The sequence below is a fragment of the Mycobacterium sp. ITM-2016-00318 genome, assembly GCF_002968285.2.
Taxonomy (GTDB): domain Bacteria; phylum Actinomycetota; class Actinomycetes; order Mycobacteriales; family Mycobacteriaceae; genus Mycobacterium.
Genome location: NZ_CP134400.1, coordinates 1,841,137 through 1,853,204 on the forward strand (window position 1 = coordinate 1,841,137; position 12,068 = coordinate 1,853,204).

Sequence of the window (12,068 nt, forward strand, 5' to 3'; positions counted from 1 at the left end):
GATGTCTGGAAAAGGGAGGAATCACAAATGGCGGAAAAAGAGGGTGGCCAGTGGGACGTCGGCGTCAAGGACAACGTCATCTTCGTCGCGCGCCTCAACGATGACGGCGAGCGGTTGTTCGAAGATCAGTTGGCGCCAGAGGAAGCGCGTCACCTCGCGGAATTGTTGAGGAAGTACGCAGGCAAGGTCGACGAGTCGAAGCCGGACGATCGGTCTACCGGTAAGGACGAGGACGACGATAAGGACGACGACAAGGACGACAAGGACGATCGCGACAAGAAGCAGCGCGACAAGAAGGAGCGCGACGGCAAAGACGACGACAAGGACGATAAGGACGATCGCGACAAGAAGGAGCGCGACGACAGGAACGACGATGACGACGACGATGAGGACGACAAGAAGTAGTGGCTGACATCATCGATCTCGTCTACGCCGACCACGATTGGCTGCGACGTCAGTTCTTCCGACTCGACGACGCCAAATCTCCGGACGAACTCGCGGCGATATGGGATGTTCTGCGCATGCGTCTCGACGCGCATGCCGACGCCGAGGAGAGGGTCTTCTATCCGGCGCTGCTCAAGCACGGTGGTCGCGATGACCCCGGCAATCCCGCAGGCGACCCGGAGGATGAAACCGAGGACGCGATCACCGACCACAACGCGATACGGGAGGCGGTGCGCGCGGCGCGCCGGCACGAGCCAGGCACCGACAAGTGGTTCGAGGCCGTGATTGAAGCCCGCAAGCAAAACGGTGAGCATCTCGAGGAGGAAGAGCGCGAAGCCATGCCGGACTTCATCAAGAGCGCGTCTCTCGAGCTGCGTCACGACTTGGGCATGCGATGGCTGAAGTTCTATGCCGAACACGAGTCAAGCCAGGGCATCGACAACCGCGACAAGGACGCCGACGTCTACATCGAACAGAACTCCTGACCACCCACTGCCGTAGATTGCCAGCGTGAGCCAAGAGAGAGTTCGGGTGCAGACGGGGTCCGGCGGTGTTGCGACGGTGACGATGATCCGAGCCGACAAGCACAACGCGCTTGACCAGGCCATGTTCGAGGCTTTGCAGGAAGCCGCCGGGCGGCTGACCGCTGACACGTCGGTCCGCGCGGTCGTGCTGCACGGCGAGGGCAAGAGCTTCTGCTCGGGTCTTGACGTCGCCAGCTTCATGGACGCCCGCGGCGGCACGAACGTGCTACTGGCCCGAGAGCACGGTCACCTGGCCAACTTCGCGCAGCGGGTGACCTACGACTGGTCGATGGTGCCTGCGCCGGTCATCGCCGCGATCCACGGCAATTGCTTCGGCGGTGGCCTTCAGATCGCGCTGGGCGCCGACATCCGGATCGCCGCGCCGGATGCGAAGCTGTCGATCATGGAGATCAAGTGGGGTCTCGTGCCCGACATGGGTATCACGCAGACCCTGCCGCGATTGCTGCCTATCGATGTCGCGAAAGAGCTGACGTTCAGCGGGCGCATCGTGTCCGGGACCGATGCCGTGACGCTCGGCTTGTGCACTCGCAGCGCCGACGATCCGCTCGCCTCGGCGCTCGCGCTGGCGGATGAGATCGCGAACAAATCTCCGGATGCCATCCGCGCCGCCAAGCGCCTCTACAACGAAACCTGGATGAGCAGCGACCCGGCGACGGCTCTCGCTCGCGAGTCCGAGCTGCAAGCCGGCCTGATCGGCAAGCCCAACCAGGTTGCGGCAGTCGTGGCGGGGATGTCGGGCGAGCAGCCGACCTTCGTCGACTGAGTTCGCGTCAGTCAAGCCCGAACAGCCTCGGCGTTTCGCTGCCGGTCGACGTTGCCGGTTGCCTCAGATGATGTTGAGTTCAGTGCGTTTGTACTCACCCGCGAACCGTCTGACGTCGAAGGCGGCGACATCGACGGCGGGCTTGGCATGCAGATAAAGGTCGCGGACCGCCTCTCCCACCGCGGGCCCCTGCAGGAAGCCGTGCCCCGAGAATCCGGCCGCGTACAGGAATCGAAACCCGGCCGTGTCCGCTTCGCCGATGAGGGCGTTGCAGTCCGGCGTCATCTCATACAGCCCGGCCCAGCCGGAGGTGAACTGCACGTCGGTCAACGTCGGGGCGAACTGCGCGAGCGCAGCGCGAAGCAGGCCATGCCAGTCGGTGGTCGCTGACGTGTCGAATCCCACCGCTTGTTGTTTGTCGGCGATACCGACCAGAAGCCCCGATCCGTCGTCGTCGCAGTGGAAGTAGGCGGTCGTGCTGTAGTCGATGGTGAACGGCATACGCGGTGGCCGTGGGGAAAGCGGTGCGGTGAAGGCGATTTGGCGACGAAGCGGCTCGATCGGGAGATCCACGTCGACCATCGCGCCGATCTGCCTCGACCAGGCACCACACGTGCAGATCACGGTCGGAGTCGAATACCTGCGCCCATCGCGGGTGAGCACGGCCACCCTGCCGTCCTGCGCTTCCTCGATCCCGACGACAGGGGAGGCGGTGCAGATCTCGGCGCCGAGCCGGGCGGCAGCAGCAGCGTAGGCGTTTACCACGACGCCCGGGCGCGCGAAGCCGTCGGTGGGGGACCACGCCGCGGCGACAACGGTGCCTGCGTCGACGTACGGCGAGAGTTCGGCGGCCGCGGATGCGGAGATCATTGCGCTGTCCACGCCGAGAGAGTTCTGCAGCTCGATGCTCACCTGATAGCGGGCGACGTCGGCAGCGTCGCGGAACAGGAACAGGTAGCCGACCCGCTGGTAGCCGATATCCACGCCGAATTCCTCGGTGAAGCGTTCGAACGCCATTAAGCTGCGTGCACCGAGCTCGATGTTGGCTGCATCCGAGAATTGCGCCCGGACGCCGCCGAGAGGCTTGCCCGATGATCCTGAGGCCAGCTCGTTGGCCTCCAACAGCACGATGCCGGAGACACCGGCGCGAGCGAGGTGGTACGCGGTGCTGGTGCCCATGACCCCGCCGCCGATGATCACAACCGTCGCATCCCGCATATGACCCCTTCTACTCCTGCTGCTTGAGAGTGGCGAGGAGAGTTAGGGCCGCTACTGACCCGCGTTGCGTGCCAACTCGATGGCGTAAGAATTCACGAACCGCCCCGCGCCGGGCCCGCCATTGCACGACCCGTCGGACTCGCCGGGACGCTTTACCCACAGGAAGGCGTCGACGTTCCCGTTCCCGGTATCCGTCGTCGGTGCGGCCCCGAGCGCGCGGCCGCTCGGATTGCACCAGTACATGTCGCCGTCCGCCGGGCCTGCGCCGTTGCGCGACGTGTCGATGACATAGGGCTTCCCGCCGGTCATCTGAGAAATCGCGTCGCCGTAACCCATCGACTCTTCGGTGGTGAAGAAGTTCGCGGTGTTGAGGCTGAAACCCCGCGCCTTGGCGACGCCGACCTGGTTGAGCCGGTTGGCCATGTCGTCGGCGGCGACCCACCGAGAATGGCCGGCGTCGACGTACACAGCCGTCGCCGGATTGCCTGTGAGTCTGTCGACGGCATAGCTCATCAAGTCGAAGCGCTCCTGGCGCTGGTCACCCGACAGGCAGTCGGCCATGGCGAGCGCATCGGGTTCGAGGATTACCGCCGCCGGTCCTGAACCGATGGCGCCGGCCACGCCGTCGATCCAGCCCCGGTAGGCGTCGCCCGAACCGAAGCCGCCTGCGGCGAAGCTCCCGCAGTCGCGATGCGGAATCCCGTATAGCGCGAGCACGGGAATGGTGCCCGCAGCCTGCGCGTCGGCGATGTACTTCGCGTCCACTGATGGGGTGGACAAGTTGTCCATCCAGTACGCCGTCGGAGTGTTGGCGACGGAATCCAGTTCGGGACTACGCGGGTCGACTCCGTCGGCAGCGGTCCTGGCCTTGGACTTGGGATTGACGTAGAACGGCGATCCGGCCAACGGGTTCGCGTCGGCGGCCAGGCGGACCGCCGGAGCAGGGCCGACCTGCGCCGGCTCGACGAAAACACCGATGCCGAAAACGGCGGCAACTATAAGGAAGAAGGCGATGCACCGCGCGATGCGCCTGTCGCTGAGGCCATAATCGGAAAAGATAGTGGCAGGCCGCGACGAAGCGCCAATCGTCCCCGACGGCGACGCGGTCAGTCGATCGACACGACGTCGCCGTCGTCGACGAACACCAGGCTGCCGTCAGAGAGCCTGACAGCCCACCGACGAGCCGCATCCACAATGTGGTGCTCGCCGATGTCGACCGCCTCACCCGACATATCGCCGAAATCCTCGACGACGAACCCGTAAACCTCCTGCGGAGTGCCCGGATAGACGCGAACCGCGGCGTCGACCTTGACCTGTCCTGATCCGCCGCCGCCTGAATCGTCACGCGATTGCGTCATCGGTGCCCACTTCCTCCCAGAGCGTTTACCTGCGCGTCAACTATTGCATCTTTGTCGAGGTCAGGTTGCTGTCTGTTACCCATTCCGTCGGTCTGCCACACCTCTGCGCAATGCGCAGAACATCAGAAATCGCAGATTGCGCCGCTTGTGCGCACAAGCGAGCCGCCGGGCCCAGCGGTCCGTAACTTTCAAGCTCGACGAGATGACGGAAACCTCCCGACCTCGACACCGAGCAAGGAGCCCGCCAGGAGAGCTGGAATCTGCGGGTGAGCCGCCTGCGGCGTCGGTACGGCACCAGGATCCGCATCGTCACGTACGACCACCGCGGTCACGGCGGTTCGAGCGCCGCGCCCATGCCGACCTATCTCATCGAGCAACTCGCCGCAGACCTCGCGACGGTTCTCACCGGCTACTCATCACGGGACCGTTGACACTGGCGGGCCATTCCATGGGAGGCATGGCGGCGCTCGCCTATCTCGGTCGTCCAGCCGCGACGCGTCCGGGGCACCCCCGTGGCCTTGTCCCGGTCGGAACCGCGGCGAGTGGAGTCGCTGAGCGGGGCATCGGCCGGCTGCTGGCGTCGCCCGCGACAGGGACGCTGTTCGGACTCGTTCACCGGATGCCGCGCAAGGTGACGGACAAGGCTGTCGAAAAGTTCTCGCAGGCGTCACCGAAAGGCCGTCACCGCTGAGGCCTTGGTGGCGGTTTGTCGACAGCCAAGAACTCCTGCTCGGGCCGCCCTGTCGTGCCGTATCTGAGCTGGATCTTGATCTCACCCGAGTTGGCAAGCGTCGACAGATATCGCTGCGCGGTCGCCCGTGAGACACCGATCTCAGCCGACACCTCTGCTGACGACATCGGCTGCCCCGATGCGCGAAGCGCCTGCAGCACAAGGTCCTTCGTCGGCGACGCCACGGCGGTGGGGGACTGGGCCTGCGCGATCTTCGGGCGCAGAGCGTCCAGCGCCGTGTCCACCTCCTTGCCGCCAAGGTTGGTGCCGGACAGGATCTTGCGGTAGCGCGCGTATCCGCCCAGTCGGGCGGCGAGATCTGCAGGCGCGAACGGTTTGACGACGTAGCTCAAAGCCCCCGCCGCCATCGCCGCCCGAATGGTGGGTGCGTCGGTTGCGGCGCTCAAAACCATGCTGTCGCAGCGCAACTCGCGGACGAAATCGATACCCGAGCCGTCGGGCAGATAGACGTCCACGAGCGCCAGGTCGACAGGGTCCGCCTTCCGTGCGGCGGCGATTGTCGTCGCGGTCGTCGTCACCGTGAAGCCCGGCAGCGCGTTGACGATGCCCGCGTGCATGTTGGCGACGCGGAAGTCGTCGTCGACCACGAGCACCTTCAGTTCTGAGCCGCCCATTGGGCCTCCTCCTCTACCATCACGCCCGGCAGGCGGGCGATGAACTCTGCGCCACACAATTCGGCGTCGGGGTTGCCGCGGCTCGACAATCGGATGTCGCCATCGAGCGCTCGGGTGATCTGGCGGGACAGCGCCATGCCGATACCGCGTCCCCCGGGTATGCCGGAGTCCGGCTTCGTCGACCTACCTTCGGTGAACACGTGCTCGACGAAATCGGGCGGCACACCGTCGCCGGAGTCGGCGACGGTGATGTGCAGCGTCGAATCATCCTGTAACAATTCGACTTCAACGATCTTGCTCTCGCCGGCACCGGTGCGCGCCGCATAGATCGCGTTGTCGAGCAGATTGCCGAGCACGGTCGTCACATCAACCGGCAGCCCGAGTCGGCCAGGCACCCAGGTGTTCTCGCCGATCGTCAGCGTCACGCCCGCTTCGCGAGCGGCGGCCGCCTTGGCCGCAAGGAACGCCTGCAGAAACGCATCGCGGATGGCGTCGATACCCGGAATCGCCGACCCCAGCGGGCCCGAGCCCAACAGCTCCTCCACGTATTGACTCGCCTCGTCGACGTGGCCGCTCTGCAGAAGGCCGTTGAGCAGGTGCAGGCGATTGGCGAACTCGTGGCGCTGTGCTCGAAGGACGGTGCTCATCAACTGCACGGCGTCGAGCTGTCGGGTCAGGGATTCGAGGTCGGTGCGATCACGCACCACAAGAACGGTTCCAAGGGCTCGTCCCTCCCGCTCCACGTGTCGCGCCGACACCACGACGATCCGCTCGCCGACGGTGGCAATCGCGGGGGTCGGCTCGGCAGCGCGGAAGACGTCGAGCACACGCGGCGTGAGACCGATGTCGTCGACGAGCCTGCCCGTCTCGCCGTCGATCTCGAGCATCCGGCATGCGAGGTCGTTGACGAAAGTGACCTTCCACTGGGTGTCGACGGCAACCACGCCCTCGTCGATGCCGTGCAACACCGCCGCCTGGCCGCGGATCAATTCGGCCATCTCCGACGGCTGCAGGCCCAGCGTCAGGCCACGCCACCGTCGCGCCAGAAGCACAGAGCCCACGATGCCGATGATCAACGCCAGACCCACCAGGATCGCTGCCCTGCGCACATCCGACCACAGCTGATGGTGCACCGTCTCAGTGGAGATGCCGACGCTGACCTCGCCGACCACCCGGCCCGAGTTCGGCGCGTACACAGGAACTTTCGCCCGAACGGATCGGCCGAGACTGCCCTTCTCGCGGTCCACCACCTCCCGGCCTGCCAACGCCTCCGACGGATCGGTGCTTACGTGCTTGCCGAGTTCACTGGGGACAGGGTGGGACAACCGAATGCCCTGATTGTTGGTGATGACCACGAACAGCAGGTGGGTGTGTGTCTGGATTTCGGTGGCCAGCGTCTGCAGCGGCCCGTTGGCCAACTCCTCGGTGAGCTGGGGACTCGGAGTGAGTGGGGTGGCGTCGTAGCGCTCGACGTCGGCGCGGACGGCTGGTGCGTAGGCGACGGCGCGCGCCACGTCCAACGACTGCGTCTCATATTGGGAGGCGAGGCGGTCGTGGCTGAAGAATGCGAGCATGCCGCCCGCCAGCCCCAGCGTCAGCGTCACCACCGCGACCTGAAGCACCAGCACCTGGGTGGCGAGGCGTAGATCCACGCGCCGCATCCGGACCATGGACGAAGCGTACGTGCTGCGCTGAGCACAATGCGCAAAACCTCGAAATCGCCGGTTGCGCGGCTAGTGCACACAAGCGAGCCACCACGTCGATAGCTTTGTAACTTCGGTCGAAACCGAAGGAGACCGCAATGTTGATGCAGGCCGATACCGACGCCGCGCGGTTGCGCGAACTCGGCTACGAGCCAGAACTCGCGCGCACTCTGTCGGTGCGCGATCTGGTGATACACGGACTGATCTACATGGTTCCGCTGGCACCGATCGGCGTCTTCGGAATCCTCTACAACATGTCGGCCGGGGCGGTCGCCGCGGTCTACGTCGTCGCTGCCGTCGCAATGCTGTTCAGCGCCATCAGCTATAAGGAGATGGCCCAGGTGTTTCCCGTCTCGGGATCGACCTACAGCTACGTCAGCCTCGGGACGAACCGCTTCCTCGGATTCGTTTCCGGCTGGGCGATCCTGCTGGACTACCTGTTGCTGCCTGCGCTGCTGTGCGTGCTCTCGGCGAGCGCGATGACCACCATCGTCCCGTCGATTCCCGCCTGGGTTTGGGTGGTGTTCTTCGTGGCGGTCACGGCGGTGACCAACCTGCTCGGGATGAACGTCACCGCGAAGATGAACAAGTACTCGCTCTACATCCAGCTCGGCATTCTCGCCGTGTTCCTCACCTGGGCAGCGGTTTTGGTCATGCAGGGGCAGGCACATCTGACACTCGACCCGTTTCACCCGCACGGCGGCGCGTCGTGGTCGGTGGTGGCGGGCGCCATCCCGGTGGCTGCGTTCAGCTTCCTCGGGTTCGACGCGGTGTCGACCCTCAACGAGGAGGCCAAGGGCGGAGGCAAGGCGGTGTCCAAAGCGACCATGCTGGTCATGTACATCTCGACGTTGTTGTTCGTCGTGCAGGTCTATTTCGCGTGCATCCTGGTGCCGAACGGAACCCACTATGCCGACGGGACCGCGGCCAACAACGCGTTCTACGACCTCGTCGGCGACGTCATGGACAACAAGTTCAAGTTGTTCATCGTGCTGAACTCGGCCCTGTTCGCGGCGCTGGGCAACATGGCCGCAGCCAACGCCACCGCGTCACGGCTGGTGTTCAGCATGGCGCGCGACGGTCACCTGCCCAAGCTGTTCGCCAAGGTGAGCGGCAAGCACAAGGTGCCGGTGAACGCGATGGTCATGATCTGCGCGCTGGCATTGGCGATCGGCATCTTCGGGGTCAGGCAGGCGAGCCTGCTCACCACGCTGGTCACCTTCGGAGCGCTGCTTTCATACATCCTGATGCACTTCAGCGTGATCGTTCACTTCTTCAAGCGCAATGGAAGCAGGCGGTGGTTCACCCATGTGATTTCCCCGCTGCTCGGTGCGGCGATCCTGCTCGTCGCGCTGTGGGACGCCGACATCAACGCCAAGATCGTCGGGATCATCTGGCTCGCCATCGGTCTCGGCGTCGCCACCTACCTTCGGGTGTCCGGTCGCGACCTCAGAACGCCCTAGGCGTGAACCAGCGGCCGCGGTAGCCGCGCCTTCGGTGAGGCCGCCGACCTTCTTGGCGGCCTCTCCGCGTCGTCGATACCACTGCAGGCCGAATCGGACCGCTGCTGCGATGCCGCCTACAAGCGCGGTGAGCTGAACCCAGTAGTTCTTCACGGACTCGAGCAGGCCCGAAAGCCGGCTGCCGACACCCGGAGCCGACTTCGCCATAGGGTGCACGGGAATTCGCAGCGGCACAGTTTCGGTCGTGACGCACCCATCCACTCCCGGGCAGGAGATCACGGCCTGCAGTTCGAGGTCGCCCGACACGTGCGGCTGCACCTGCCAGCTGAAGAGGATGCTGACGTCTTCGCCGATGGACTTGTCGATGGTGTCCAGTGGCGTGACGGTCGCGTCGGAGGAGATCACGGACAGCTTCGCGCGCACGATCGTCCCCACGGTGACATTGACCGGCAGCGGAGCCCGTGGAACGTCGGTCGGCACGGTGGCGTCGATCAATTCCCTGAGGCGCTGCGCATCGCCGATGCTCAACGCGATGGTGTCGGTCTGGCCCTCCGCCAAGAAGGCCGGTGCGTGCCACTCGGCGTTGCGCGTGATCAAGCCGCAACGTATCCCGTGGTTCGGGCGGTGCTGGGGCAGGTGGTGCGGCGGTGAACGCCCTCGATGCGGTCGGCGCTGGAGGCTGTGGGCGCTGCGAGGTGATCGTCATCGGTGAGCTGGGTGAGGTCGTTCGTGCGCCCTGCTGAGACGAACCCCAAGCCGACAGCAGCAGCGCGGCAAGCGCCGCCACGAGTAGGGGTATGGCTCTGATGTGGCGCATGGCGAGCAGCTCCCATCGGCATTGTCGGTCACTCGACAAGGTAAGGCGGTTGCGAGGTAGGCCGAACGAGTAGTCGACTACCTGTTGTCCGCTCGCCGGCTCACACGACAACGTGCCGGCCTTCCGTTGGGGAGACCGGCACATTGTCGTTCGTGATCACACCGGGTTGATCTCGTCCAGACTCTTGCCGGTGGTGCGCGGACCGAAGGGCACGAGCACGGCGACCGCGCCTGCCAGCGCGACGAGCACGACGGTGAACATCGCAGCGGCGCCATAATGATTCAGGACAGGGATGAGGATGAACGGAAGTGCCGCGCTCGAGAGCCGCGAAACCGAGTACGTCCATCCGACCGCTGTTGCCCGAACATCACTCGGGAAGATCTCGGCCTGGTAGACGTGATAGATGTTCGAGAAAACGTTGCTCGCCGCGGTGGTCAGCAGTCCGCACACAATGATCATCGCCGGGGTGGTCACCGTCGCGAACAACACGCCGCACACCGCCATGATGCCCACTGTGACCATGATCAGGTACTTGCGTTCGAACCTCTTCAGCAGCGGAATGGACGCCAGCGACCCCAATGGGTAGCCGATGAACGACACCGCGGTGAAGAGCAGCGATGATGTCACGTCATAGCCGCGGCTGACCAAGACCAGAGCCGCCAGTGTGCCGAACCCGTAGTAGCCGAAGGGCTGTAACAGGTGGAAAACAGCCATCACGGTCAGACGCTGCCGGTACGGCGAAAGCCGCAGCCGCGTCAGCGCAGCCGAAGCGGTCATCGGCTTCGCGTCGGTATCGTCCTCGTCTTCGTCGTCAATGTCAGTGGTGCTCTCCGGTGCGGGCGCCGAACCCGCTTCGAAGACTCGCACTGCCGCTTCTGCCTCATCGGTCCGGCCGACACTAGCCAGCCACCGCGGCGACTCGGGGAGGCCACGGCGCAACACGATCACGAACAGCGCACCGATTGCGCCGAGCACCAACAGGACTCGCCATCCGTCGAAGCCGAAGATGCTGCGACCGTTCATCGAAAGGGACAGGAATCCGAGCACCGGCACGGCGAGGAACGAGCAGGTGTAGGTCCATGCCGCCAGGCGGCCTCGATGGGCCTTGGGGAGCACGTCCGACAGGTATGAGTCGGCCACCGGGTACTCCGCGCCAACACCTATTCCCGCCATGAATCGTGCACCGACGAGCATCCAAGGATTCGGTGCGATGGCGCCGATGATGCTCCACACCGAGAACCACACCAGGTTGACGAGGAACGCGTTCCTGCGCCCGATGCGATCGGCGATGCGGCCGAATGCCGCTGCGCCGACGAACATTCCGACGAACGACGACGCCATCAACAGCTCCAACGCGGTGCCGCCGAACCCGTACTCCGCCTTCAGCGCGGTGGCGATGGTGCTGGACAGGAAGATCTCGTAGACCTCGAAGAAAAGGCCGAGCCCGATCGCGACGACGATCTTGCGGTGAACGCGCCCGACGGGCAGATTGTCAAGGCGGCGGCCGATGGCGTGCAGCCCGACCTTGCGGTCGGGCTGCACCAGTGTTGCTGTCATTTCGAGTCTCCGCTTCCGTGTGAATCGCTCGAATTGCTGTTGTTGTTGTTCTGGTCGTTCGAGGAACTGCTGTTGCCGTTGTCGTGGTCGTGTGACGAGCTGCTGTCGCTGTCGCTGTCGCTGTCGTGGTCACCCGACGAACGGCTGCTGTCGCTGTCGTGGCTCCAGCGATCGTCGTGGTCGCGGCTCCAGAAGTTCGATCGGCCGTCGTGGTCACCGGAGTAGTTCCACCGGTAGTTGCCACCGTTGTTCCACTGCGAGGGATCCGACTGCCCCGAGTGATCCGGCTGCACCTGAGGGGCAGGCGGAGCCGCAGGCGCCTGCTGGGGCGCTTGATGACTGGCCGGCCTGGAGTAGCTGCCGCTCGACGTCGACGAGTGGTAGCTCGGCGCGGACGGCGCGGCGGTGGGCGCGGGAGCCGGGGCTGGGGCCGGAGCCGGAGCCGCTGCGGGCGCCGGTGCGCTATGGGTGGCCATGTGCACCGGGGTGCTGCTCGACGAGCCGTGCAGTGCACCGAAGAGGCCGGCCGCCGCCGCGGCGACGAACCCTGCGCTTGCGAAAGCCACCACGCGGGGGCGTGCGTACCAGGGCTGCTGCGCGGGATAACCCGCGGGCGCCGAGTTGAACTCGGGCTGCTCTGCCGACCACGCGTAGGCGGGTGCGTACTGCGGGCCGTACGCCGGGCCGTACGCGGGAGGCTGCGGGACCGGAGCGGTGGGACGCGCTGACGTCGGCGGGTAGTGGGCCGACATGGTCGGGACATCGGCAGGCGTGGTCCGCCATGAGGCGGCCTGCGTCTTGGTCCACTCCTGGTTCGAGGGATAGGTCGTCATTT

At 65.2% G+C, this 12,068-nt stretch carries 14 protein-coding genes; 7 read left to right on the forward strand and 7 right to left on the reverse strand.

Annotated features, from left to right (window positions below):
* Window positions 1-27: 27 nt before the first annotated feature.
* From C6A82_RS08870 to C6A82_RS08880, 3 genes are read left to right on the forward strand one after another with little or no spacing between them, the layout of a single operon-like run.
* On the forward strand, window positions 28-405 hold the full coding sequence (locus C6A82_RS08870) for a hypothetical protein (RefSeq protein WP_105346049.1): 378 nt from the start codon (window positions 28-30) through the stop codon (window positions 403-405).
* Complete coding sequence (locus C6A82_RS08875) at window positions 405-929, forward strand: hemerythrin domain-containing protein (protein WP_105346047.1); 525 nt, start codon at window positions 405-407, stop codon at window positions 927-929. Before C6A82_RS08870 ends, C6A82_RS08875 begins: the two co-directional genes overlap by 1 nt.
* Before the next feature lie 25 nt (window positions 930-954).
* Window positions 955-1,752, forward strand: a complete 798-nt coding sequence (locus C6A82_RS08880) for a crotonase/enoyl-CoA hydratase family protein (RefSeq protein ID WP_105346045.1) — start codon at window positions 955-957, stop codon at window positions 1,750-1,752.
* Between the two features lie 63 nt (window positions 1,753-1,815).
* On the opposite strand, the gene C6A82_RS08885 is transcribed toward C6A82_RS08880, so the two are convergent.
* From C6A82_RS08885 to C6A82_RS08895, 3 genes are read right to left on the reverse strand one after another with little or no spacing between them, the layout of a single operon-like run.
* Window positions 1,816-2,970, reverse strand: coding sequence for an FAD-binding oxidoreductase (locus C6A82_RS08885; RefSeq protein WP_105346043.1), 1,155 nt, complete (start codon window positions 2,968-2,970; stop codon window positions 1,816-1,818).
* A 51-nt stretch (window positions 2,971-3,021) separates the two neighbouring features.
* Entirely contained in the window at window positions 3,022-4,029 is a 1,008-nt protein-coding gene (locus C6A82_RS08890; protein ID WP_199193810.1) for a glycoside hydrolase family 6 protein, read from the reverse strand.
* A gap of 47 nt (window positions 4,030-4,076) precedes the next feature.
* Window positions 4,077-4,328, reverse strand: coding sequence for a hypothetical protein (locus tag C6A82_RS08895; RefSeq protein ID WP_105346039.1), 252 nt, complete (start codon window positions 4,326-4,328; stop codon window positions 4,077-4,079).
* 266 nt (window positions 4,329-4,594) lie between these two features.
* Here C6A82_RS08895 and C6A82_RS08900 point away from each other — a divergent pair, with 266 nt between their 5' ends.
* Both C6A82_RS08900 and C6A82_RS08905 read left to right on the forward strand, forming a co-directional pair.
* Window positions 4,595-4,759, forward strand: coding sequence for a hypothetical protein (locus C6A82_RS08900; RefSeq protein WP_199193809.1), 165 nt, complete (start codon window positions 4,595-4,597; stop codon window positions 4,757-4,759).
* Window positions 4,760-4,785: 26 nt separating this feature from the next.
* A complete protein-coding gene (locus tag C6A82_RS08905; RefSeq protein ID WP_199193808.1) occupies window positions 4,786-5,019 on the forward strand; it encodes a hypothetical protein in 234 nt (77 codons plus the stop codon).
* Here the strand turns inward: C6A82_RS08905 and C6A82_RS08910 are convergent.
* Together C6A82_RS08910 and C6A82_RS08915 are read right to left on the reverse strand one after the other, a co-directional pair.
* Window positions 5,010-5,693, reverse strand: coding sequence for a response regulator (locus tag C6A82_RS08910; protein WP_105346038.1), 684 nt, complete (start codon window positions 5,691-5,693; stop codon window positions 5,010-5,012). The genes C6A82_RS08905 and C6A82_RS08910 overlap by 10 nt on opposite strands.
* A complete protein-coding gene (locus C6A82_RS08915) occupies window positions 5,675-7,363 on the reverse strand; it encodes a sensor histidine kinase (protein WP_233216977.1) in 1,689 nt (562 codons plus the stop codon). Before C6A82_RS08915 ends, C6A82_RS08910 begins: the two co-directional genes overlap by 19 nt.
* A 131-nt stretch (window positions 7,364-7,494) precedes the next feature.
* Here C6A82_RS08915 and C6A82_RS08920 point away from each other — a divergent pair, with 131 nt between their 5' ends.
* Together C6A82_RS08920 and C6A82_RS08925 are read left to right on the forward strand one after the other, a co-directional pair.
* Entirely contained in the window at window positions 7,495-8,859 is a 1,365-nt protein-coding gene (locus C6A82_RS08920) for an APC family permease (RefSeq protein WP_105346036.1), read from the forward strand.
* A 244-nt stretch (window positions 8,860-9,103) separates the two neighbouring features.
* The gene (locus tag C6A82_RS08925; protein ID WP_142405978.1) at window positions 9,104-9,571 is read left to right on the forward strand and encodes a hypothetical protein; all 468 of its coding nucleotides are present in this window, start codon (window positions 9,104-9,106) and stop codon (window positions 9,569-9,571) included.
* A 261-nt stretch (window positions 9,572-9,832) separates the two neighbouring features.
* Here the strand turns inward: C6A82_RS08925 and C6A82_RS08930 are convergent, their stop codons facing one another.
* On the reverse strand, window positions 9,833-11,233 hold the full coding sequence (locus tag C6A82_RS08930) for an MFS transporter (protein ID WP_105346033.1): 1,401 nt from the start codon (window positions 11,231-11,233) through the stop codon (window positions 9,833-9,835).
* Window positions 11,230-12,066, reverse strand: a complete 837-nt coding sequence (locus C6A82_RS08935; RefSeq protein ID WP_142405977.1) for a hypothetical protein — start codon at window positions 12,064-12,066, stop codon at window positions 11,230-11,232. Before C6A82_RS08935 ends, C6A82_RS08930 begins: the two co-directional genes overlap by 4 nt.
* Window positions 12,067-12,068 lie beyond the last annotated feature (2 nt).